Below are 22,421 nucleotides of genomic sequence, written 5' to 3'. Positions count from 1 at the left end.
TTCTGTGGGATAGTCGCATTAAAATCTTGTAACAAAGCAGAATACAAAACATTGGTTTTTAAAGGTATTGCCGAAACTTCGGAGCTGTAAAAAATCAATTCTACAAACAAATGGCTGATAAAGCAAACAAAGAAGTAGCTGAAGAAAAAGCTGCAAAAAAACAAGAGGAAAATGCAGTTGCAGAAATGGCAACTGAAGAAACTCAAACTGAGGAAACTAAAAAACCTGCAAAGGAGGTTTCTTTAAAGGAAAGCAATCCTGAAAAATTTCTTGCAGATTTCAACTGGCACAACTACGAAGAGGGTATTGATCCTATTGACGATGGTAAGCTGGAAGAATTCGAAAAACTAGTAGCTGCGAATTTCGTAGACACACTTGATGACGAAGTTGTTGAAGGAAAGGTGGTTTTCATTACAGATCGTGATGCAATCATTGACATTAACGCGAAGAGTGAGGGTGTTGTTTCTTTAAATGAATTCCGTTACAATCCAGATTTAAAAGTTGGTGACAAAGTAGAGGTATTGATCGACGTTCGTGAGGACAGTACTGGTCAATTAATTCTTAGCCACCGTAAAGCTAGAACCATTAAGGCTTGGGATCGCGTAAATGCGGCTCACGACGAAGCTACAATCGTAAACGGTTACGTAAAATGCCGTACGAAAGGTGGTATGATCGTAGATGTTTTCGGTATCGAAGCATTCTTGCCAGGTTCGCAAATTGATGTTAAACCAATCCGTGATTACGATGTTTACGTTGGTAAAACAATGGAATTCAAAGTTGTTAAAATTAACCACGAATTTAAAAACGTTGTTGTTTCTCACAAAGCGCTTATTGAAGCGGATATTGAAGAGCAGAAAAAAGAAATCATCGGCCAACTTGAAAAAGGACAAGTACTTGAAGGTGTTGTTAAAAACATCACTTCATACGGAGTATTTGTTGATCTTGGTGGTGTTGATGGACTTGTTCACATTACAGACCTTTCTTGGTCACGTATCAACCATCCAAATGAGATTGTTGAACTTGATCAGAAATTGAACGTTGTAATTCTTGATTTCGATGAAGATAAAACACGTATCCAATTAGGTCTTAAGCAATTGAATCCTCACCCATGGGAAGCTCTTGGAGAAGAGTTGAAAGTTGGTGATAAAGTAAAAGGTAAAGTAGTTGTTATTGCAGACTACGGTGCATTTATTGAAGTTGCTGAAGGTGTTGAAGGTCTTATTCACGTTAGCGAAATGTCTTGGTCTACACACTTACGTAGTGCACAGGATTTCGTGAATGTTGGTGATGAGGTTGAAGCGGTAATCCTTACAATGGATAAGGAAGAACGTAAAATGAGCCTTGGTATTAAACAAATGACTCCAGACCCATGGACTGATATCACTAAAAAATACCCAGTTGGTTCACGCCATAAAGGTATTGTTCGCAATTTCACCAATTTTGGTGTTTTTGTTGAATTGGAAGAAGGTATCGATGGGCTTATCTACATAAGCGATCTTTCTTGGACCAAGAAAATCAAGCACCCAAGTGAATTTACCAATATTGGTGACACACTTGAAGTGGTTGTATTGGAATTGGACGTTGAAGGCCGTAAACTTAGTTTAGGTCATAAACAAACTGAAGAAAACCCTTGGGATAAATACGAAGACGAATTTGCTGTTGGAACTAAGCACACTGCTACAATTGCTGAAGTAGTGGATAAAGGAGCAACAATAAACTTTAACGATGATATCGTAGCTTTCGTACCAAGCCGTCACCTTGAAAAAGAAGATGGTTCTATGTTGAAGAAAGGTGATGAAGCAGAATTTCAAATTATTGAATTCAACAAAGAATTCAAGAAAGTGGTTGCTTCACATATGATACTTCACAAAGAAGAAGAAGCGAAAATTGTAAAAGAAGCTGTTAAAAAACAAGCATCTTCACAGGAAGAGGCAAAAACCACTTTAGGTGATGCTAACTCTGCGCTTCAAGCACTTAAAGACAAAATGGACGGTAAAAAATAATCGTTACATTTATAAATAAAGAAAAGCCTTTCGGAAACGAGAGGCTTTTTTGCTTTCTGGATTTAAATCAATTTTAAATACATCACTTTTAAAAGCCAAAAAAAATGTATTTTTGCTTTCTGAATACAATTCAGAACTTCCTATGAGCCAAAAAGTGTTACTAAACGCAACAGAGATAAACATTGCGCTTAACCGTTTGGCTTGTCAATTGATTGAAAAACACGACGATTTCTCCAAAACCGTACTTATTGGAATTCAGCCTCGAGGTGTATTTTTAGCCGAAAGACTTAAAATATTACTTGAAACCGAATATAAAATTAAGAACATCAAGCTTGGCTATTTAGACATTACCTTTTATCGCGATGATTTTCGAAGAAGTGAAAAACCTTTAGAGGCCAATCAAACCCGGATTGATTTTATTGTTGAAGATAAAAACGTTGTTTTTATAGATGATGTACTTTTTACGGGAAGAAGTATTAATTCTGCATTAACGGCCATGCAATCTTTTGGAAGACCTTCAGAGATTGAACTACTTACATTAATTGATCGCCGTTTTAGTCGTCATTTACCTATTCAGCCAGATTATCGAGGTAGGCAGGTAGATGCATTTGATGGGGAAAAGGTACGGGTTTGTTGGAAAGAAAATGATGGAGAAGACGCTGTGTATTTAGTTAAAAGTTAAAATTTTCGCCACAAGCTTTAGGCAGTATGCAATAGGCGGCCTAAAGCGTAAAGCATCCAGTCTATGGCGTTTTTAATAAAAAAACAATGAGCGAACTAAGTGTAAACCACTTATTGGGAATTAAATATATTACCGAAGCTGATATTCAACTCATCTTCGAAACGGCAGATCATTTTAAGGAAGTTATCAATCGGCCTATTAAAAAAGTTCCTTCGCTCCGCGATATTACCATTGCCAATCTATTCTTTGAAAACAGTACAAGAACCAAGCTTTCATTTGAACTTGCAGAGAAGCGATTGTCTGCAGATGTTATTAATTTCGCTTCGTCAAGTTCTTCTGTAACCAAAGGCGAAACATTAATTGATACCGTAAACAATATTCTTTCTATGAAAGTGGATATGGTAGTGATGCGCCACCCAAATCCGGGAGCTGGTGTATTTCTTTCAAAACACGTTGATGCAAGTATAATTAATGCCGGCGACGGAGCTCACGAACATCCCACACAAGCCTTGCTCGATAGTTATTCAATTCGAGAAAAGCTGGGAGATGTAGCAGGCAAAAAAATTGTAATTGTGGGTGATATTTTTCACTCACGAGTTGCTTTATCTAATATTTTCGCACTTCAAAAACTTGGAGCTACTGTTAAAGTGTGCGGTCCTAAAACACTTATCCCTAAATATATAGAAAAACTTAATGTAGGTGTTGAAACCAATCTTCGCAAAGCTTTGGAATGGTGTGATGTAGCAAATATGTTACGTGTTCAAAATGAACGGATGGATATAAGTTATTTCCCAACAACAAGAGAGTACACGCAGCAATTTGGAATAAACAAACAACTGCTAGATTCATTAAATAAAGAAATTGTTATAATGCACCCAGGCCCAATAAACCGCGGTGTAGAAATAACCAGCGATGTGGCAGACAGCAAACAGTCCATCATTTTGGAACAGGTACAGAACGGCGTTGCCATACGTATGGCAATAATCTATTTATTGGCATCAAAAATTAAATCATGAAGATTGAGAATCACCCGAATTTCGTGGTCCTTGAAGATGAAAAGGACGATATTATTGACTTCGCCTCATTTATCGAGAGCCAAGTGCCTTCCAAATATAAAGGGCAGAATGTAGTTTTGAACTTATTGAAATATGATTCATTAGAACTACCACATTTATTACAGTTTATTAAAACCTCCAACCTTCACCGTAAAACAAAACAATCATTTGTAATTGTGAATGACGCCATCGATATTGACGAAGTTCCTTTTGAAATGATCGTGGTCCCAACACTTCAAGAAGCTGGCGATATTGTGGAAATGGAAGAAATTGAGCGGGACTTAGGGTTTTAAATTTTCAGCAGTAATTGCAGTTGCAATTTTCTTTTTGAACACTGTAATGCCCCCCTGAAATTACCCACTGAAAACTTGAATATGAACTTAACAATCCTAGGATGCCATTCTGCAACACCAACAGCCTCAGCACATCCAACTGCACAGGTTTTGGAAATGAAGGGGCATTTATTTTTAATTGATTGTGGTGAAGGCACACAAGTTCAGTTGCGAAAATATAAAGTTAAGTTTTCAAGGATCAAACACATTTTCATTTCACATTTGCACGGTGATCACTTTTTTGGATTACCTGGTTTAATTTCTACTTTTCTTCTTTTGGGAAGGGAAGCAGAGCTTCATGTTTATGGCCCTAAAGGAATAAAAGAAGCGATTTTATTACTCTTAAAGCTTGGGAAAACATATACCAATTATCCACTGTATTTTCATGAATTGGAGGAAACTTCTCCCCAAATAATTTTTGAAGACGATAAACTTAGTGTGGAAACAATTCCTTTAGCCCACAGAGTCTATACAAATGGATTTTTTTTTAAGGAAAAACCGGATGAACGTAAGCTGAATGTGGAAGCAGCTAGAAAACTCAATATTGATTTGAGCTACTACAATAAAATAAAACAAGGCTTTGATGTTGAGGATAAAACGGGAAAACTAATCCCGAATAATGATATAACTTTTGATCCGCCACCAACAAAATCCTATGCATATTGCAGTGACACTGCCTACAACCCCGAGATGATTCCGCAAATTGAAGGAGCAACAGTTTTATATCACGAATCTACCTTTTTGGAGGAACACCATCATCTTTGTGAGAAAACGAAGCACAGCACAGCAAAAGAGGCTGCTGTTATAGCCAAAAAAGCAAAAGTTGGAACTTTAATTCTTGGCCATTATTCTGGACGTTATGGTAATTTGGAACTTTTCAGAAAAGAGGCGCAGGAAGTCTTTGAAAATGTTGATTTGGCCGAAGATGGCAAACGTTTTTCTTTTTAAATTTTAATACAGATTTAATAGGACACTGTTTTAAAGATTATTTAAAACTCTTAACTTGCGTTAAAACTTTACCTATGGCTGAAAAGCTTCACGATTATAGAAAATCTTATGAAAAAGGCACGCTTTCCCAAGCTTCTGTAGATGAAAACCCGATGCAACAATTCCGTAGTTGGTTTTTTGAAGTAAAGGAAAACGGAGGTATAGATGAAGTGAATGCCATGACAATCTCCACCATTGGAACAGATGGATATCCTAAAGGTAGGGTGGTTCTTCTGAAAAAATATGACGAAAACGGTTTTTATTTTTATACCAATTATAACAGTGAAAAAGGCAAGTCCATAGCTAATAACAACAAAGTTTCACTTTCCTTTTTTTGGCCAAACATGGAACGTCAGATAATCATTAAGGGAACTGTTGAAAAAACTTCAGAGGCAGATTCCACAAATTATTTTCATTCACGCCCAAAGGGAAGTCAGTTAGGGGCAGCGGTTTCGCATCAAAGTACAGTTGTGGAATCTCGAGAAGTTTTGGAGAAAAATCTCGAAGATCTTGAAGAAAAATACGAAAACAAAGAAGTTCCAAAACCTGATGATTGGGGTGGTTTTTTGGTAAGACCAATTTCAATCGAGTTTTGGCAGGGCAGACCCAACAGACTCCATGACAGAATACGGTATACTTTGAATAATAATGATTGGATTATTGAAAGATTAGCCCCCTAATAATTTTAGAATCACGAACCACGAATCAAAATAAATGAAAACATTATATTTAGTCAGGCATGCAAAATCATCTTGGAAACACGATGTTGACGATCATAAGCGCCCTCTAAAAGATAGAGGTGTGCGCGACGGAAGATTGGTTTCAAAAAAGGTGAAAGCAGAAGTTGAGCCACCACAAAAAATAATAAGCAGTGATGCAACGCGCGCATTTTTAACAGCACAATTCTTTAAAAAAGCATTGAATATTTCGGATGCAAATTTTGAAACAAACCACGAGCTTTATGATTTTAGTGGACAAAACGTTATGCGAATTATAAAGTCGTTAGACGATAATCTGGATACCGTTATGATAGTTGGGCACAATCATGCGTTTACTTCCGTTGCAAATATGCTCGGAAACAGCTATATTGAAAATGTTCCCACTTGCGGCTTTGTAATGCTGCAATTTGATGAAAAAAAATGGAGCGATATAACTACGGGCAAAACCGTAAAAACAATTTTCCCTCGGGATCTTAAATAATGACCGAAAAAGTAGTACCACATCCTCATGTTCGCAATAAATACAACAATAGGGAATTAAGCTGGTTACAGTTTAACGCTCGTGTATTGCAGGAAGCGAATGATAAAAAAATCCCTCTAATTGAGCGACTTCGTTTTTTGGGTATTTTCTCAAACAATCTTGATGAATTTTTCAAAGTGCGTTATGCCACAATCAAGCGAATTGTGGAAGCCGGAAAGATGGGGCGAAATTTTTTAGGAGGTATTTCCGCTAAAGATCTTTTGGAAGAAATAACCCAAACAGTTATAGAACAACAGGCACACAGTTTAAAAATACTTAGTGATATTCAGAAAGAACTTCGCAAGGAGAATATTTTTATAATTAATGAAACTGAGGTTACGCCAGAACAAAGCAAATTTATTTCTGAATACTTCGTTCGGTACGTAAGCCCTGCGATGATGACTATCATGATTGGAGAGTTGGAGGAATTTCCAAGCCTGCGCGATAGTGCGGCATATCTTGCCATAACAATGGTGATGAGCAAAGAAGATGATACATTTGAAGCAAAACATAATTATGCGCTTATTGAAATCCCCCGAACTATAGATCGTTTTGTGGTATTGCCACAGGAAGGGGATAAGCAGTTTGTTATTATACTAGATGATCTTATACGTCATTGTTTACATAATATTTTCAGCATCTTTAAGTATGAAACTATTTCTGCGCATATGATAAAAATAACACGCGACGCAGAGCTGGATATTGATAGCGATTTGAGCCGAAGCTTTATAGATAAAATTTCAAAAAGTGTAAAAAACCGAAGTACGGGCGATCCCGTTCGCTTTGTTTACGACAAAAGTATTGACAAAAAAACGCTTAACTTTTTGCTCAACAAAATGGGCATTGACAAGACTGATAGTATTATTCCCGGTGGGCGTTATCACAACCGTCGTGACTATATGGATTTTCCGCGTCTGGGAAGACCAGATCTTCAGTATGAACCAAAAGAACCTCTTCCTATACCTGGCTTGAGTTTACAGGGAAGTTTATTTGATAAAATTGTAGCCAAAGATTATTTGTTGCACACGCCTTACCAAACATTTATGTATGTGGTGAAATTTTTACGTGAAGCTGCACTTGATCCAAAAGTAAAATCTATAAAAATTACTATTTATCGTTTGGCGGAGGTATCGCACATTGCCAGTTCGCTCATAAATGCGAAAAAGAACGGAAAGGATGTAACCGTACAGATTGAACTACAGGCCCGTTTTGATGAAGAGGCAAATATTGAATATGCCGAGTTATTACAAAGCGAGGATGTGCGACTTATTTTTGGTGTGAAAGGTTTGAAAGTACACTGCAAGGCTTGCGTTGTTGAAAGATTAGAGAACGATAAATTGGTTCGGTACGGCATTATTAGTACTGGTAATTTCAATGAATCTACGGCACGACTTTATACAGATTATACACTCTTTACTGCAGACCAAAGAATATGTAAGGAGATAAACAAGGTGTTTGATTTTTTTGAGGTGAATTATCAAGTGAAGAAATACCGTCACTTAATAGTTTCCCCACACTATACCCGAAATGCCATCTATCACTTAATTGATGCTGAGATAAAAAACAAAAAGGCAGGACTCCCTAGCGGTATTAAATTAAAGCTAAACAGTCTTTCAGATTTTAAGATGATTGATAAACTTTATGAAGCGAGTCGGGCAGGAGTGAAGATAAAAATGATTGTACGCGGTATTTGCTGTTTAATTCCGGGCGTGAAGGGAATGAGCGAAAACATTGAAGCTATTAGCATTGTGGGGAAATATTTAGAGCATCCGCGTTTGTTTATTTTCGAGAACGCAGGCGAGACGAAAGTGTATATTTCTTCCGCAGATTTTATGGGAAGAAATCTTGACAATAGGGTAGAGATTACATGTCCTATTTATGACGCAGACATTAAGCAGGAAATTCTCGAAAACTTTGAAATTGGGTGGAGCGATAACGTGAAAGCACGTGTAATAAGCATCAAAAACGACAATGCCTATCTTAAAAACAACAAGACACCCGTGCGCTCTCAATTTATGATGTATGATTATTATTTAAAAAAACTTGAAGTAAACTGATTGATTTGTTAAAAATAGAAAAATATGGTGCTGTGGATATTGGTAGTAATGCCATACGTCTGCTGGTGGCCACTGTAGTTGAGCAGGAGGGAAAGGATACACTTTTTAAGAAAACTTCATTGGTGCGAGTCCCCATTCGTTTGGGAGCTGATGTTTTTCTAGAGGGAAAAATTTCCGAAAGTAATGCGAACCGAATGGTAGATGCCATGATAGCTTTCAAACTTTTAATGAAAACCCATAATATCAAACGTTTTCGCGCCTGCGCAACTTCAGCAATGCGCGAAGCTTCCAATGGTCATGAAATAGCTGCGATGATTGAAGAAAAAAGCGGACTACACATAAATATTATTGATGGAAATGACGAAGCTGCGATTATTGCTTCCACAGACTTAAAGAGTTTGATTCAGAACGATAAGGCTTTTCTTTATGTAGATGTTGGCGGAGGAAGTACAGAGTTTACCGTTTTTGCGAATGGACATATTGTAGCTTCACAAAGTTTTAAATTGGGTACTGTGAGACTTATAGAAAATCGTGTGGAAGACAGTATGTGGGAAGATGTGGAACGATGGATCAAGAAAGAAACCAAGGATTACCATAAAATCTCCATGATTGGAAGTGGTGGAAATATTAATAGTATCTATAAAAAGAGCGGAAAGAAAATAGGGAAACCGCTGAGCTATTTTTACCTTTCTTCATATTATGAACTTATAAAATCGCTTTCTTTTGATGAGCGTATCACGGAGCTGGACATGAATCCAGACCGTGCAGATGTTGTAGTTCCTGCAACTCGTATATATCTTTCTGCAATGAAATGGAGTAAGGCAAAGAATGTGTTTGTTCCTAAAATTGGTCTGAGTGACGGGATTATAAAAAGTCTTTATAATGAAAAAATCGCGGCGGAAATGGAGGTTAATTCCTAGGTCAATATTTTTCAAGTTTTATTCTTTACTAATGATATTCTAAAAATTTAGTATTCTAAAATATTACCTTAATGACCGGTGTGATTTAAAACTTCCTTTTGAAGCAGATATCTTTCCCGCATCAAGATAACGTTTGGTTACGGCAGCTCTATTTTTAGCATCAGTCATAGGTGATGAGCCATAGGTTTCGCGTATATTGAGGTATTGATTGATTACCTTCATTTCTTCCCTGTTTCCTCCATTTTTTAGTTGATCGTAGGAAAGTCCAGCTTTGCTAACAGCCTTTGCAACACTAGGCCAAAGATAGGCTGGCCTATTTACGTGATTATCCAGGAACAAAGCAGCTGCATATTCTGAGGAGAGCAAATCAAATAAAGCATTGCCGCCTAATTTATTGGTTCTGTTGAAATAAAAAAGGTTGAAACGGTTAATGGCGTGCAAAACTTCTATAGCACAAACTCGATTGTCCATGCCTGCAGCAGCGAAACGATATGCCACTATATCACTTCGGAAAAATTGTTTATCGGCAGCGGAGTTTACTTTTTTGTTTTTATAAATTAAATAACCATAGGTATCATTGGTGTCTGCAGATACATCAACATCAAACTGACCACAAAACTGCTCAAAGGCATCAGGATATTTTTCTTTTACTAGTTTAATGAGGGCTGGCAATTCACCTTGGGCGGTTGCTGCGCCAAGTGTCCATTGAAACATGCCGAAACTCATAAAGGAATTGTCCCAAGTGTTAACGGCATCAAGATTGCCTTCATTTTCTGAGGTGGCCAATAAAGCACTTACTTCTGATTTGCTAATTTTGAGGCCAGCCAAGAGTGTTGGGTTTTCCTCAATAAATTTTTCTGTAGTATGAACACCACGTCTATAAATTCCTTTTCTGAATTTTTTACCTAAAAAGTTTTTGGCGGGATTATTTTGATATTGATAATATACCCGAGGATCTTCTTCAATAATAACTACGTCAGCTCTTTCGGTACTGGCTTCGGGTTCACTTTCTATTGGTAATTGTAATACTTGGCCCACTTCAATTTTACTGGGGTTTACAATATTGTTCAATTCTGCAATTTCACGCCATTTTGCTGTAGCTCCTAATTGTTTAAATGCTATTGAACCTAGGGAGTCTCCGCTTTTAATTATGTATGTTTTCATAGTAATTTTTAAATGAAGTTGCACTTGCGTTCAAACTTCATTTGTTTTTGGTTAGTTACTATCAAATATACACAATATCAATGGTTTATGATTTTTTGTTGTCTAGTTGTGGCTTTGAATACTTAAAGGTATGAGGTGTGCAATGAAAGTAATTTTATGTGTAGTTAGATTCTGTTTATAAAATTAACAAAGCAGAAGATGTGAATCTAAATGGTTGATTGTTTTTGGGAACACGGACGGGACTGCCCACTCTCTAGCATTGGTTGAATTATTGAAAATATTGAAATACTGTGAGCAAAGTTTGTTGGTAATGGTTAGTTGGACAGCTTATAAAATTTTAAATGTGACCTATTGATTGGATTATAAAGTCAAATCCAACATTTACTGCGCTTTTATATTCCGGATGCCTTCATAAACTACTATGCTAACTGCATTGGCCAGGTTTAAACTTCGAATATGAGGACTGTAAATAGGGATGTTATATACTAAATTGGCATTTTCTGCTACTATATTTTCAGGTAAGCCAACTGATTCTTTTCCAAAAACCAGGAACATGTCGTCTGTGTAGTCAATAGCGCAGTAATCTTGAGTTCCATGACTCGAGAAGTAGACAAATTGTTTCCCTTTATTTTTGGCGTAAAAGTCATCAATGCTTTCATAAATAAAGAGAGTGATATGCTTCCAGTAATCTAAGCCGGCTCTTTTTAATCGAGTATCGTTTATTTCGAATCCGAATGGTTTTACGAGGTGTAATCTTGAGCCAGAGGCTAAACTCAATCGACCAATATTTCCTGTATTCATAGGAATCTCTGGTTCAAATAGTACAATATTAAAAGCCATTATATATAATTTTTACTTTCAAATATAACCTAAAAACCCTTCTTTAAAAGGTTTCAAAACTATGGGGTTTTTAGGAAGATAGTATTGAAAAAAATAAACTTCTTCTTGTTTTTTCCATTTATTTTAATGGATTATAATTCTGTTTTAGATTTATCCTTATCCTTCTCCTTCCCCTGTTCTTTTCTTGGAGACAACTTATAGATTAACCAACCAAAGCCGGCAATTAGGTGAAGTACTATTATACTTATAACAATAATTGAAAAGGTACTCATAGCACTGTGATTTAAGTTTACTTATTTTTCTTTGCTTTTTTCAGTTCATTTTCTTCCATTTGCGCACTAATAAACGGAATGCGAGGCGCCAGAAAATAACCAGTTAAACTCGCGAATAGTATCGGGATAAAATAGGTGAAACCCGTGAGCGTCGCCAGTAGAATGGTAGTGCTCATAGGTGTTCGCGTAACGCAGGCATTGATGGCAGCCATACAACTTACAATAGTGAGTGATAAACTTATAGACGGAAAGATGCTGTGAATTAATAACCCAAGTGCAGTTCCGCAGAAAAAGAGCGGAATAATAAATCCACCGCGCCATCCAGAAGTTACGGTTATGGCAATGGCAATAACTTTAAAAAATAGTACGGCAGCCAGAAACTCCATGGTAAGATCGCCTGTAAGCAGTTCTTCAATTTCAAAATGGCTGAAATATCTTGTAAGCGGAATATAAAAAGCGATGGTTCCAAGTAAAAGCCCACCAATTAGCGTTTTTACATAAATAGGAGTTTTCAGTTTTTCGAAGAGATTTTTAAAGAATTTGGTACAGAAAATAAAACACCAACCTATAAAAGTAGCAATTACAGCAAAAAAGACCGCCCAAACAAAGTCGAAAACCGTAGCCATTTCGTAAGCGGGTAAATGCCAAGCGGGACCAAGCCCCAAATGTACAATAAGCGCGAAAACAACATAACTGAAACCACTGGCAACAAGTGCAGGGATAATGGCTTTATAATATTCTACTGCATGTTTGTGATGAAGAATTTCTAAAGCGAAAAGACTCCCGCCTAGCGGGGCCCCAAACAAAGCGGTAAAACCTGAAGCCATACCAGCAATACTTAAGGAGCGTAATTCTTCACCTTTTAATCTAAAAATTTTGCCCAACCAACTTCCCGTTGAACCCGTAACTTGTACCAATGGTGCTTCTGGACCTAAACTTCCACCCGAAGCAACGCAGAGTAGGGAGGAAAGGATCATTGAAGGATTATTTTTAGGATCCAGTTTACCTTTGTTGAAGCGAATGTTGTTAACAATGAGTTGCATTTCGCCAGGATCACCAAGAAAATAGATAATTAAACCTGCCAAAAGACCACAGATTGCCATTACGGGAATTACGAGCCAACCTTGATAAGCTCCTAAAACTTCGGTTAGAAACATCAATACCATCCAATAGCTACCAGAAATTATACCACCAATCAGACCAAGAATTGCCCAAAGAATGAACATTCTGCTAAAAACAAAAGGGTTGAACCGAATGGGACGATCCAGAATGTCTGTGTATTTAACGATTTTTCTTCTTCTTTGTAATTTCATTTCGAAGAATTTAAAAATTTTTACCCGTGAATAGATTGATGTTTGCCCAGATCTTTCATTACTTCAGCTTCAAAGGAAAGAAGGTCGTTCCACTTTTGGTCAACCTCTTTTCTGTCGCCGTATTGACGCGCAAAACCTAGAAACATTGTGTAATGGTTTGCCTCACTAACCATCAGTTTTCGGTAGAATTCTGCTAGTTCTTTGTCTTCCAGCTCTTCGCTTAAAAGCCGGAAACGCTCACAGCTACGGGCTTCAATTAAGGCTGCGTACAATAATCTGTGAACTAATTGTGTTGTTCGGCTTCCCCCTTTTGGGAAGAATTGCACAATTTGCATTACATACTCATCTTTTCGGTCGCGCCCTAAAACCCAACCATTTTCAATGATTTTATCGTGAACCATTTTAAAATGACTGATTTCTTCTTTTACCAAAGCAATCATTTCCTCTATAAGATCTGTGTATTCTGGAAAACTAACAATTAAAGAAATTGCTGTTGAAGAAGCTTTTTGCTCACACCAAGCGTGGTCAGTAAGAATATCTTCTATGTTTTTTTCAACAATATTTACCCAACGTGGGTCTGTGGGAAGTTTTAAACCAAGCATTTTAGTTAAAAGTTTAAAGTTATAAGCTTAAGTCTTTTGGCTTAAAGCTATATATCCAAATCAAATTCCTTCCGTAGTTTTTCAATCAACGGATTCATCTCTTTCATCTTATCAAATTTTTCACGGGTAGTGTAAGCGTATTTTTTTTCTGAGGTTTCGTTTACGGTTATATCGAGATCTATATTGTAATTCTGAAGTTTTTCACGCAGAAATCCGAGGAGTTCATACTTTGCGCGTTCCACTTCGGTTTTTATAGTTTGGTTTGGAAATTCAAGGTGAATAATAGCGCCATCTAACCTTGGAACGCCCATCGTTAAATGTGAAAGAAGATTAAATTTCCCGTCACTCTCAATGTTCGTAGTGTATTCCGTCCAAGCTGCTTGCATATCTTCTTCAGAAAAATCGTTGACGGGAAGGTTTTCAGCATCGGGTTGATTAGCAACCATTTCCTGCTTAATCTCCTGTTTTTTTTGAATACTTTTTAGTGAGAGCGCAGAGACTTTTCTAGCATTTCTTTCAGCTAATATTTGTGGGCGCTCAATTACTTTTTGAGGCTCGCCACTGTCTGGATTTACAGTTACTTTTTCCTGCGCCTCCCCTGAAGTTTCAATCGGTACGCGGGTGGAAGAAATATTTTCTGAAGTATTTTCCGCTTTTGAAATTTCTTCGGAAGATTCTCTTAAATTGCTTTTATTTGTTTCTGCTTCAACGTCACTATTCTTGTGAGATTTAGGTACAGCACTTCCTGCAGAAGTAATCTTTTCCGTAGTAAATTTTTCACTCTTAAAATAGTAGGGAGGTATTACGAAACGGTCGCTATTGGAGTTTTTTTTTTCGCCCTGAAAAGTCAGAGAAGCAAGCTGCATTAAGCATAACTCAACCAAAAGCCGCTGGTTTTGACTGTTTTTATATTTTAGATCGCAAGTGTTCGCAATGTCGATGCCATCAATTAAAAACTGCTGATTTGTTTTCTGCGATTGCTCAAAATACATTGTTTTTACTTGTTCACCAACTTCCAATAAACTAATTGTTTCTTGATTTTTGCAAACCAACAGATCCCGGAAGTGGGAAGCAAGGCCCATTATAAAATGATGCCCATCAAATCCTTTTGAAAGTATATCATTATAAGTAACCAAAACCTGTGGAATATTGTTCTCCAAAAGTAAATCTGTAATTTGAAAATACCAAGTATAATCAAGTACGTTCAGATTTTCCGTAACTGCTTCTCTAGTAAGATTTTTTCCGGCAAAACTTACAACTCTATCAAAAATTGAAAGCGCGTCACGCAATGCGCCATCGGCTTTTTGGGCGATTATGTGAAGTGCGTCGTCTTCTGCTTCTATTCCTTCAGCTTTGGCAACATCTGCCAAGTGATCTTTTATGTCACGAACGCCAATTCTTCTAAAATCAAAAATTTGGCAACGCGAAAGTATGGTTGGAATTATTTTATGTTTTTCAGTAGTAGCTAATATAAAAATAGCGTGCTTTGGCGGCTCTTCCAATGTTTTCAAAAAAGCGTTGAAAGCCGCAGAAGACAGCATGTGTACCTCGTCAATAATATAAACTTTGTATTGTCCAACTTGGGGTGGGATTCGAACTTGATCTATCAGATTACGAATATCATCTACCGAATTGTTGGATGCCGCATCGAGTTCAAAAATATTGAAAGCGAAATCTTCGTCTTCCTTTTCGGTGCCATCTTGGTTTATTTTTTTGGCAAGAATTCTTGCGCAAGTGGTTTTACCTACACCTCGAGGACCCGTAAAAAGCAAAGCTTGGGCTAGGTGATTGTTTTCTATGGCATTTTCCAAAGTATTGGTAATGGCTTGTTGCCCAACAACGTCTTTAAAAACGGCGGGGCGGTACTTTCGGGCTGATACAATGAAGTGTTCCATAGTGCGGAAACAAATATAAAGATGTACAACGGGTTTTAAAAAAATAGATGTCCGTATTTTCCCATATTTATTAACATTGGAGTACTTTTGCGCAGCAGGCCGCCTTATCGCTGCCGAAGTTAATTCGGGAGAGGAAAGTCCGGACACCATAGGGAAGCATAGCGGCTAACGGCCGTCGGGATTTCTGCCTTCGCAGGAATTTTAGGACAAGTGCAGCAGAAAGTATGTACAGGTAATGCTGTAGTGAAACCAGGTAAACTCTATGCGGTGAAATGCCACGTAAACCTGTGCTTGAGGGTGCCCGCCCGATGCAGGAGGGTAGGCAGATGGAGTGTTTTGGTAACGAAATACCTAGATAAATGATAAGGATTCGTCTTTTTGATGGATACAGAACCCGGCTTATAGGCCTGCTTTTTTTATTGAATTTACCCCGATAATTCGCGCATCCATTCTTTTGCTTCAGACAAAGATTGGAAAGTTTTAAAAGGCGCTTTTATAAAGAATTTTTCAAAATTCGCAACCCTGAGAGAAGTATCCGTTTTATAAACTATTGCAAATGCAAACATAGTTGGCAATTGAATATTATAAGATTTTGGTGAAAGATTTCTAGAATAATCATTTACCCTATTTGAGATGTAACCGAATGGCTTGTCTTGGTAAAATCCTGCAGCAAGTTGTTGAATTTCGTATACATCTTCATTGTTTAATATCATACCTTCAATAAAGGTTGAAATCATATAGTGTTCATAAAACTCAATTTTCACAAACTCGAGTTCAATGAGTTTTAAGGGGAGTTGAATCATAAGGGCAAACTAAGCAAAAAAACTAAAGACTGAGCTTCCATATTTACGGGCTTCAACAAAATGAGGAAATGAAGAAAGATCATTTTGTTTTGAATGCTCAATAATAAGCAATCCTTCAGTATTCAACGAAGAATTATTGAAAATTTCTTCTGTCAAATCTTTCAAAACTTCCGCAGTGAAATCATAGGGCGGATCGGCAAAAATTACGTCATATTTCCCTGAAGCTTGCTGCAAATACTTTTTTACATCAGATTTTATTGCTGTAATTGGAAAGGAGAATTCTTCGGAAACTTTATTAATATACTGAATACAACCGTAATGTGCATCAACTGAAGTTATATTCTTAACACCCCGAGATGCAAACTCAAAACTGATATTTCCTGTTCCGCTAAAAAGATCTAGTACCGTAATCTCTTCAAAATAATAGCGTACACGTAAAATATTGAAAATTGCTTCTTTTGCAAAATCGGTAGTTGGCCTTACGGGTAAGTTTTTTGGAGCAGTTAATCTTCTTCCTTTATAGATGCCAGAAATTATACGCATTTAGATTGTGTTTTGTAAAATGAAGTGACGATGGCGATTATCTTCTGAATTGATCTTTATTTTAGAATTACTTGTTTTTGCAAACTCAATATTTCGAATGTAAGTGTAAGCAATTTTGTAGTTATCATCTTCTCTTTCAATTTCGCCACAAAATATTACGGGGAGATTTTCGGGATTCAGGTTTAACTGTTCCATGCAGAAAAGAGTGTAATAGATAAAATCTTCAGGCGTTTTGTATGTATAACTGTTACAAAGTTGAAGTTCGCCGTTTTTTAAAACAATACAGTCAAAACTATTTTTCTGAAAGTGTAAATACATTTTCGGAAGTGAAAATTTTTCCTCTTCAATAATTGTTTTCAGCAATACTGTTGTGGAATGGTAATAATTAAAAGCACCATATTTTTCAAAGAAAAAATTATTGATGTTCATAAAAGGTACATACACTATAACAATATCTAAGTTTTCCAAAACATCGTGCGCCATATAATCATTCGCCAATATTTTTGAATTGAATTTCAAATATTCGCTAGCTTTTGTTTCATCAAAAAGAGAAGCAGGGACCAGGCTATAAACTGGTGTTGAATAGATAATGGATACTTCTGAAAAGTGTGCGTTTAGGATATCGTTTGTGAACATCACAGATTCAATATCCATCAATAATTCTTCTGGTGTAGTGCTGTGATCCAATATTTTTTTGAGAAAAAATACAGTTTCTTCATTTTCAGGGTTTGTTACCAAAAAAGAAAGCCCGTTCAAAGAAATTTGAACGGACAGTCTATGTTGTAATGTATTTTGTATGTTATTTGTTTTTTGCAGCATCATAAATTTTTGGCCAGTTTCCAGAAGTATTAACATCTTCTAAAGAGCCTACTTTAATATCTGGGCCATTAACGCCATCTACAGATTGAACTTGTTTTTCCTGAGCCAAAAGATCTTTGTTAAGATCGCTCAATATAACGTCTTTTGAAACTTTTGCTTCAAATACAGAATATGTAGCGTCATTCTTAACAATTTTTCCGGCTTTAAGATCAAACTTAGCGTCTATACCTTTCACAGGTACATTCATCATTGTTTTGTATCTATCCGTTTTTCCAAAAAGTGAGTCCTTTACAGGAGTAAAACCTAGGGTGTCAATTAAGGATTTTTCAAGAAAATAACCTTCGCTAATACCAAAAGCTTTGTTTTTAGCAACATCAGCATAACTTGTGTCGCGTCTTTGGGTAATGGCAAACTTGGCAGTATCAAGAAATCTAACAAGACTATCCCAATCTCCGGTAAAGTTTCCGGTGATTTCTTTATGCGCAAGCTCTGCCGCTTGAATATCTTTTAAATTCTCAATTACTTTGGCGTATCGAGCCTCTTTAACGTTATTAAACTCTACCGGGCCCATAACGGAGTTATACAGTTTCCAGCCCAAAAAGACGATGACAATCCAAAGAACAATCTGAATTACTAATTTCATTATTGATATTATTTAAGTGTTGATTTACTAAAAGGTCTATCGCAAATCTACAATTTTTTTTTGTTCGTAAAAGTATATTGCGAAAAAATCATACCTATCTTTAAACCCTCATTGACAGGAGCAAATGATGAATGTACCAGAATTTTACAGTTTTTTAAAAAATGATTTCCCTCATACTACCACTACAAAGCAGGATATTGCACTTCAATTGTTAGCAAAATTTGTGCTAAGCACGAACAAAAATGAAACCTTTTTACTGAAAGGATATGCCGGGACCGGAAAGACAACCATTGTAGGTTCTCTAGTGAAAAACTTAACAAAAGTGAAAAAACGCTCGGTACTTTTGGCCCCAACGGGAAGAGCAGCTAAGGTTATTAGTAATTATTCCAATAAACAGGCTTTCACAATTCATAAAAAAATATATTTTCCAAAAAGTGAAAAAGGTTCTGTTTCCTTTAATTTACAGGAAAATAAACACCGCGACACTATTTTTATTGTAGATGAAGCCTCGATGATCCCAGACATCAATCAAGATTCAAAGCTTTTTGAAAACGGATCACTTCTTGACGATTTGATGCAATATGTTTACAGTGGAAACAATTGTAAGCTACTGTTGATAGGAGATTCGGCACAGTTGCCGCCAGTACATCTTTCCATAAGCCCAGCATTAGATGCACGAGTTTTGGAAAACCAATACAACCGTGAAGTAATAATGCTTGAACTTGATGAAGTGGTTCGTCAACAAAAAGATAGCGGTATTTTAGAGAACGCCACAAGAATCAGGGAGCGTTTGGATGATGAACTTTATGAAGCTTTTAAATTTTCAGGAACTGATTTTCCCGACATCATTCGCCCAACTGATGGACAAGAAATTATGGATGCTATTAATGACAGCTACTCTTCCTTGGGAAAGGAAGACACAGTTATAATTGTACGCTCCAACAAAAGGGCAAACCTATATAATCAAAGCATACGCGAACGCATACTTTTTCAGGAGTCGGAACTTTCGGCGGGCGATTATTTAATGGTCGTGAAGAATAATTATTTTTGGGTGGATAATGCAAGTGAAGCTGGTTTTATCGCCAATGGTGATATTATAGAAGTTTTGGAAATATTTGCTTTCAAGGAATTATATGGTTTTCGATTTGCTGAAGTAAAAATGCGAATGGTAGATTATCCAAATATGAAACCTTTGGAAACTGTGCTTCTTTTAGATACGCTTACTTCCGAAAGCCCTTCGCTAACGTATGATGAGTCAAACAAACTTTATCAAGAAGTGATGAAGGATTATGTAAACGAAAAATCAAAATACAAGAAGTTTTTGGCGGTAAAAAACAACAAATATTTTAACGCGCTTCAAGTTAAATTTAGCTATGCCATCACCTGTCATAAATCGCAGGGTGGGCAATGGAACACGGTTTTTGTTGAACAGCCTTATCTTCCCAATGGAATAGATAAAGAATATCTGCGCTGGCTTTATACAGCAATAACCCGTGCCCGCGAAAAATTATATCTAATAGGTTTTAAGGATGAATTTTTTGTAGATTAGTTTTTTGAAGATTTACTACTAAGTAAGTAAGAATTGTAACGTTGCAGTTTTCAGCATTCATTTTTCTATAATTTTATAAATTTCACGACTAACTTTTGAAATAGGCAATACCACAGTTATGGCACTCGCTTCTATTTTTGTGGCAACAATAGCTTTTATATATGTATTGTTCCTGTTTTTCGTAATTTATAGGTTTTATAAAAAGCTTCAAAAAAAACGATTGCTAAGAACTTAATCTTCTTATTTTTGAATTCATTTTAAAAACTTTGCCTTGAAAATAATAGCAATGATTCCAGCGCGATATGGCGCATCTAGATTTCCAGGAAAATTAATGCAGGATTTGGGTGGAAAGCCCGTAATAGTTAGAACTTATGAAGCTGCAAAAGCCACAGATCTTTTTGACGAAGTTTATGTAGTAACAGATAGCGACGTTATATTTCGGGAAATTGAAATGAATGGCGGGAAAGCCATTATGAGCCAAAAAGAACACGATTGCGGTAGTGATCGTATTGCAGAAGCTGTTGAAAATATGGACGTTGATATTGTTGTGAATGTTCAAGGAGACGAACCTTTCACAAGTAGGGAAGGACTGGAAAAAGTTCTTGCAGTATTTAACGAACCAGATGCAGACAAAATAGATTTAGCATCTTTAATGACCGAAATTCACGATTGGAAGGAAATAAGTGATCCAAATTGTGTAAAAGTTATTGTTGATAAAGATAATTTCGCGCTTTATTTTTCCCGTTCACCAATTCCATATCCTAGAGATAAAAATGTAGACATTCAATATTATAAGCACAAAGGCATTTACGCTTTCAGAAAGCAAGCAATTATGGATTTTTATCATTTGCCAATGCGTTCTTTGGAAGCGGTAGAAAAAATAGAATGCATTCGCTATTTGGAATATGGGAAAAATATAAAAATGGCCGTTTCAAATACAACGGGGGTTGAAATTGATACACCCGAAGATCTTGTAAAGGCTAATAAAATTCTAAAAGAAAATAAATCTGAAAGTGTAAACAACAAATTCCGAAATTTCCCGATGGTTCCAAAAGTGGTTTTTGGCGAAGGATGTTTTGATCAACTTTCACATATTCTTTCCACCCAAAAGCAAGAGAAAGCTCCATTTATATTCTTGGTAGATGCTGTTTTTAAGAATAATACCGAATTTTTGGATAGAATAAACCTTCGTTTTAATGACAAATTAATTTTTGTATCGGCTGAAGAAGAGCCAAAAACTTCTCAAGTAGATAATTTAGTAAATGATATTAAAGCAGAATTCACACATACTCCATCGGGAATTATAGGCATTGGCGGCGGCACTGTTATGGATTTAGCAAAGGCAGTTTCCATAATGCTTACAAACAATGGAAGCGCTGCTGACTACCAAGGATGGGATTTGGTAAATAAAAAAGCCGTTTATCACGTGGGGATACCAACAATTTCTGGTACTGGAGCCGAAGTTTCTCGTACCACTGTTTTAACAGGGCCCGTGCGTAAATTGGGTATTAATAGTGATTTCACCCCATTTGATCAAGTAATACTTGATCCAGAGCTTACCATAGGCGTTTCAAAAAACCAATGGTTTTATACAGGAATGGACTGTTTTATTCATTGTGTTGAATCATTGAATGGCACATTTTTAAATGCTTTTAGCCAGAGTTACGGAGAAAAGGCCTACGACCTTTGTATGGAAATATTTCTTGGCGATACCCTTTCTGAACAAGAATCACGCGCCAAATTAATGATGGCCTCATGGCATGGCGGAATGAGCATTGCATATTCCCAAGTGGGCGTAGCACACGCTATGAGTTATGGTTTGGGTTATGTTTTGGGGACCAAGCACGGAATTGGTAATTGTATTGTATTTGAACATTTAGAAGAGTTCTACCCTAAGGATGTTAAATTATTTAAGCAAATGGTAACCAAGCATGGGGTTGAAATTCCGAAGGGAATTTGTAAAAACCTTACCGAAGAGCAAATGCAAACAATGATTACTGTTGCATTAGGGATGGTTCCCCTTTGGGAAAATGCGCTCGGAAGCGATTGGAAAAAGATAATAACACCAGCAAAGCTAAGGGCCATGTATTTAAAAATGTAGTCCCAAATACTAGTATGGGTTTAACAAAATTTATTTTTGAAAAATTAATGGGTTGGAAAATTGAAGGTTCTTTTAATCCTTTAGTTAAGAAAGCCGTTATAATTGTAGTTCCTCATACGAGCTGGCACGATTTCTATCTCGGATTATTTACGCGTAGACTAACGAAAGTTCAAATTAATTACATTGCAAAAAAAGAACTTTTTACATGGCCAATTGGTTGGTATTTTCGTTGGACAGGGGGTGTTAAATTAGACAGAACACCTGGTCAAAATAAGGTAGAGGCCATTGCGGAAATTTTTAGGAAAAAGGATGAATTTCGACTGGCGCTTTCCCCTGAAGGCACGCGAAAAAAAGTAGCTATCTGGAAAACAGGATATTATTATATGGCTATAGCGGCCAACATTCCAATAATTAGGGTTGCATTTGATTATCAAAAGAAAAAAATAATTATAGCCGAACCATTCTATCCTACCGGTAATATAGAAGAAGATACACCCAAACTCCGCTCTTTCTTCGAAGGTGTTGTTGGAAAAAATAAGCACTATTCTTGAAATAATTTGTTAAAAACTACGCTATAGGATAATTATAACACACTGAAAATC

At 36.6% G+C, this 22,421-nt stretch carries 22 protein-coding genes and 1 other RNA gene; 13 read left to right on the top strand and 10 right to left on the bottom strand.

From position 1 onward, the window contains the following. Positions 1–110: 110 nt before the first annotated feature. The 9 genes from rpsA (at position 111) to AEQU1_RS14900 (ending at position 9,275) form a co-directional block, all read left to right on the top strand. Positions 111–2,003, top strand: a complete 1,893-nt coding sequence (rpsA, locus tag AEQU1_RS14940; RefSeq protein ID WP_111882381.1) for a 30S ribosomal protein S1 — start codon at positions 111–113, stop codon at positions 2,001–2,003. A 142-nt stretch (positions 2,004–2,145) separates the two neighbouring features. After that, positions 2,146–2,685 (top strand): bifunctional pyr operon transcriptional regulator/uracil phosphoribosyltransferase PyrR, encoded by a 540-nt coding sequence (gene pyrR / locus AEQU1_RS14935; RefSeq protein ID WP_111882475.1) that lies wholly within the window; start codon positions 2,146–2,148, stop codon positions 2,683–2,685. Between the two features lie 86 nt (positions 2,686–2,771). Continuing rightward, positions 2,772–3,701: an aspartate carbamoyltransferase catalytic subunit gene (locus tag AEQU1_RS14930; protein ID WP_111882380.1), complete on the top strand. Its 930-nt coding sequence runs from the start codon at positions 2,772–2,774 to the stop codon at positions 3,699–3,701. Next, the gene (locus AEQU1_RS14925) at positions 3,698–4,033 is read left to right on the top strand and encodes a ribonuclease Z (RefSeq protein WP_111882377.1); all 336 of its coding nucleotides are present in this window, start codon (positions 3,698–3,700) and stop codon (positions 4,031–4,033) included. Before AEQU1_RS14930 ends, AEQU1_RS14925 begins: the two co-directional genes overlap by 4 nt. 81 nt (positions 4,034–4,114) lie before the next feature. Next, entirely contained in the window at positions 4,115–5,020 is a 906-nt protein-coding gene (locus AEQU1_RS14920) for a ribonuclease Z (RefSeq protein WP_111882376.1), read from the top strand. Positions 5,021–5,094: 74 nt separating this feature from the next. Beyond that, positions 5,095–5,739, top strand: a complete 645-nt coding sequence (gene pdxH, locus AEQU1_RS14915; RefSeq protein WP_111882374.1) for a pyridoxamine 5'-phosphate oxidase — start codon at positions 5,095–5,097, stop codon at positions 5,737–5,739. 34 nt (positions 5,740–5,773) lie between these two features. Further along, entirely contained in the window at positions 5,774–6,259 is a 486-nt protein-coding gene (locus AEQU1_RS14910; protein WP_111882372.1) for a histidine phosphatase family protein, read from the top strand. Beyond that, entirely contained in the window at positions 6,259–8,355 is a 2,097-nt protein-coding gene (ppk1, locus tag AEQU1_RS14905) for a polyphosphate kinase 1 (protein ID WP_111882370.1), read from the top strand. The genes AEQU1_RS14910 and ppk1 overlap by 1 nt, the downstream gene beginning before the upstream one ends. A 5-nt stretch (positions 8,356–8,360) precedes the next feature. Beyond that, positions 8,361–9,275: a Ppx/GppA phosphatase family protein gene (locus AEQU1_RS14900; RefSeq protein WP_111882368.1), complete on the top strand. Its 915-nt coding sequence runs from the start codon at positions 8,361–8,363 to the stop codon at positions 9,273–9,275. 63 nt (positions 9,276–9,338) lie between these two features. Here the strand turns inward: AEQU1_RS14900 and AEQU1_RS14895 are convergent, their stop codons facing one another. From AEQU1_RS14895 to AEQU1_RS14870, 6 genes are all read right to left on the bottom strand, one after another. Next, positions 9,339–10,439 (bottom strand): LysM peptidoglycan-binding domain-containing protein, encoded by a 1,101-nt coding sequence (locus AEQU1_RS14895; RefSeq protein ID WP_111882366.1) that lies wholly within the window; start codon positions 10,437–10,439, stop codon positions 9,339–9,341. A gap of 381 nt (positions 10,440–10,820) precedes the next feature. Further along, entirely contained in the window at positions 10,821–11,279 is a 459-nt protein-coding gene (locus AEQU1_RS14890; protein ID WP_111882364.1) for a tRNA (cytidine(34)-2'-O)-methyltransferase, read from the bottom strand. A 131-nt stretch (positions 11,280–11,410) separates the two neighbouring features. After that, positions 11,411–11,551 carry a hypothetical protein gene (locus tag AEQU1_RS14885; RefSeq protein WP_181566794.1) on the bottom strand — a complete coding sequence of 47 codons (141 nt, stop codon included), beginning with the start codon at positions 11,549–11,551 and terminating at the stop codon, positions 11,411–11,413. Positions 11,552–11,568: 17 nt separating this feature from the next. Next, positions 11,569–12,864 carry a chloride channel protein gene (locus tag AEQU1_RS14880; RefSeq protein WP_111882363.1) on the bottom strand — a complete coding sequence of 432 codons (1,296 nt, stop codon included), beginning with the start codon at positions 12,862–12,864 and terminating at the stop codon, positions 11,569–11,571. Between the two features lie 20 nt (positions 12,865–12,884). Then, a complete protein-coding gene (locus AEQU1_RS14875; RefSeq protein ID WP_111882361.1) occupies positions 12,885–13,466 on the bottom strand; it encodes a tRNA-(ms[2]io[6]A)-hydroxylase in 582 nt (193 codons plus the stop codon). Positions 13,467–13,513: 47 nt separating this feature from the next. Continuing rightward, entirely contained in the window at positions 13,514–15,361 is a 1,848-nt protein-coding gene (locus AEQU1_RS14870) for a DNA polymerase III subunit gamma/tau (RefSeq protein ID WP_111882359.1), read from the bottom strand. Between the two features lie 91 nt (positions 15,362–15,452). Here AEQU1_RS14870 and rnpB point away from each other — a divergent pair. Beyond that, an RNA gene (gene rnpB / locus AEQU1_RS14865) (RNase P RNA component class A) lies at positions 15,453–15,779 on the top strand. A gap of 7 nt (positions 15,780–15,786) precedes the next feature. On the opposite strand, the gene AEQU1_RS14860 is transcribed toward rnpB, so the two are convergent. Genes AEQU1_RS14860 through AEQU1_RS14845 form a run of 4 tightly spaced genes read right to left on the bottom strand, consistent with a single transcriptional unit; the run spans position 15,787 to position 18,169 of the window. Next, the gene (locus AEQU1_RS14860; RefSeq protein ID WP_111882358.1) at positions 15,787–16,164 is read right to left on the bottom strand and encodes a hypothetical protein; all 378 of its coding nucleotides are present in this window, start codon (positions 16,162–16,164) and stop codon (positions 15,787–15,789) included. A gap of 9 nt (positions 16,165–16,173) precedes the next feature. Beyond that, positions 16,174–16,707: an RsmD family RNA methyltransferase gene (locus tag AEQU1_RS14855; protein WP_111882356.1), complete on the bottom strand. Its 534-nt coding sequence runs from the start codon at positions 16,705–16,707 to the stop codon at positions 16,174–16,176. Further along, positions 16,708–17,529, bottom strand: a complete 822-nt coding sequence (locus AEQU1_RS14850; protein WP_181566793.1) for a DUF3822 family protein — start codon at positions 17,527–17,529, stop codon at positions 16,708–16,710. Beyond that, complete coding sequence (locus tag AEQU1_RS14845; RefSeq protein ID WP_111882353.1) at positions 17,507–18,169, bottom strand: hypothetical protein; 663 nt, start codon at positions 18,167–18,169, stop codon at positions 17,507–17,509. The genes AEQU1_RS14850 and AEQU1_RS14845 overlap by 23 nt, the downstream gene beginning before the upstream one ends. Positions 18,170–18,296: 127 nt before the next feature. Here AEQU1_RS14845 and AEQU1_RS14840 point away from each other — a divergent pair, with 127 nt between their 5' ends. From AEQU1_RS14840 to AEQU1_RS14830, 3 genes are all read left to right on the top strand, one after another. Then, complete coding sequence (locus AEQU1_RS14840; RefSeq protein WP_111882473.1) at positions 18,297–19,718, top strand: ATP-dependent RecD-like DNA helicase; 1,422 nt, start codon at positions 18,297–18,299, stop codon at positions 19,716–19,718. Between the two features lie 286 nt (positions 19,719–20,004). Beyond that, on the top strand, positions 20,005–21,819 hold the full coding sequence (kdsB, locus tag AEQU1_RS14835; RefSeq protein WP_111882351.1) for a 3-deoxy-manno-octulosonate cytidylyltransferase: 1,815 nt from the start codon (positions 20,005–20,007) through the stop codon (positions 21,817–21,819). 14 nt (positions 21,820–21,833) lie between these two features. Continuing rightward, entirely contained in the window at positions 21,834–22,370 is a 537-nt protein-coding gene (locus tag AEQU1_RS14830; protein ID WP_111882472.1) for a 1-acyl-sn-glycerol-3-phosphate acyltransferase, read from the top strand. The last annotated feature ends 51 nt before the right edge of the window (positions 22,371–22,421 follow it).

The sequence above is a fragment of the Aequorivita sp. CIP111184 genome (genome assembly GCF_900489465.1).
Classification (GTDB): Bacteria; Bacteroidota; Bacteroidia; order Flavobacteriales; family Flavobacteriaceae; genus Aequorivita.
Note: the sequence above shows the minus strand (reverse complement) of the source record. Positions and strands in the feature narration are given on the sequence as shown.

Bases quoted from the DNA above. Each gene is read 5' to 3' on its own strand.
- rpsA (WP_111882381.1), top strand. From the start codon at position 111: ATGGCTGATAAAGCAAACAAAGAAGTAGCTGAAGAAAAAGCTGCAAAA.
- pyrR (WP_111882475.1), top strand. From the start codon at position 2,146: ATGAGCCAAAAAGTGTTACTAAACGCAACAGAGATAAACATTGCGCTT.
- AEQU1_RS14930 (WP_111882380.1), top strand. From the start codon at position 2,772: ATGAGCGAACTAAGTGTAAACCACTTATTGGGAATTAAATATATTACC.
- AEQU1_RS14925 (WP_111882377.1), top strand. From the start codon at position 3,698: ATGAAGATTGAGAATCACCCGAATTTCGTGGTCCTTGAAGATGAAAAG.
- AEQU1_RS14920 (WP_111882376.1), top strand. From the start codon at position 4,115: ATGAACTTAACAATCCTAGGATGCCATTCTGCAACACCAACAGCCTCA.
- pdxH (WP_111882374.1), top strand. From the start codon at position 5,095: ATGGCTGAAAAGCTTCACGATTATAGAAAATCTTATGAAAAAGGCACG.
- AEQU1_RS14910 (WP_111882372.1), top strand. From the start codon at position 5,774: ATGAAAACATTATATTTAGTCAGGCATGCAAAATCATCTTGGAAACAC.
- ppk1 (WP_111882370.1), top strand. From the start codon at position 6,259: ATGACCGAAAAAGTAGTACCACATCCTCATGTTCGCAATAAATACAAC.
- AEQU1_RS14895 (WP_111882366.1), bottom strand. From the start codon at position 10,439: ATGAAAACATACATAATTAAAAGCGGAGACTCCCTAGGTTCAATAGCA.
- AEQU1_RS14890 (WP_111882364.1), bottom strand. From the start codon at position 11,279: ATGGCTTTTAATATTGTACTATTTGAACCAGAGATTCCTATGAATACA.
- AEQU1_RS14885 (WP_181566794.1), bottom strand. From the start codon at position 11,551: ATGAGTACCTTTTCAATTATTGTTATAAGTATAATAGTACTTCACCTA.
- AEQU1_RS14880 (WP_111882363.1), bottom strand. From the start codon at position 12,864: ATGAAATTACAAAGAAGAAGAAAAATCGTTAAATACACAGACATTCTG.
- AEQU1_RS14875 (WP_111882361.1), bottom strand. From the start codon at position 13,466: ATGCTTGGTTTAAAACTTCCCACAGACCCACGTTGGGTAAATATTGTT.
- AEQU1_RS14870 (WP_111882359.1), bottom strand. From the start codon at position 15,361: ATGGAACACTTCATTGTATCAGCCCGAAAGTACCGCCCCGCCGTTTTT.
- AEQU1_RS14860 (WP_111882358.1), bottom strand. From the start codon at position 16,164: ATGATTCAACTCCCCTTAAAACTCATTGAACTCGAGTTTGTGAAAATT.
- AEQU1_RS14855 (WP_111882356.1), bottom strand. From the start codon at position 16,707: ATGCGTATAATTTCTGGCATCTATAAAGGAAGAAGATTAACTGCTCCA.
- AEQU1_RS14850 (WP_181566793.1), bottom strand. From the start codon at position 17,529: ATGATGCTGCAAAAAACAAATAACATACAAAATACATTACAACATAGA.
- AEQU1_RS14845 (WP_111882353.1), bottom strand. From the start codon at position 18,169: ATGAAATTAGTAATTCAGATTGTTCTTTGGATTGTCATCGTCTTTTTG.
- AEQU1_RS14840 (WP_111882473.1), top strand. From the start codon at position 18,297: ATGAATGTACCAGAATTTTACAGTTTTTTAAAAAATGATTTCCCTCAT.
- kdsB (WP_111882351.1), top strand. From the start codon at position 20,005: ATGATTCCAGCGCGATATGGCGCATCTAGATTTCCAGGAAAATTAATG.
- AEQU1_RS14830 (WP_111882472.1), top strand. From the start codon at position 21,834: ATGGGTTTAACAAAATTTATTTTTGAAAAATTAATGGGTTGGAAAATT.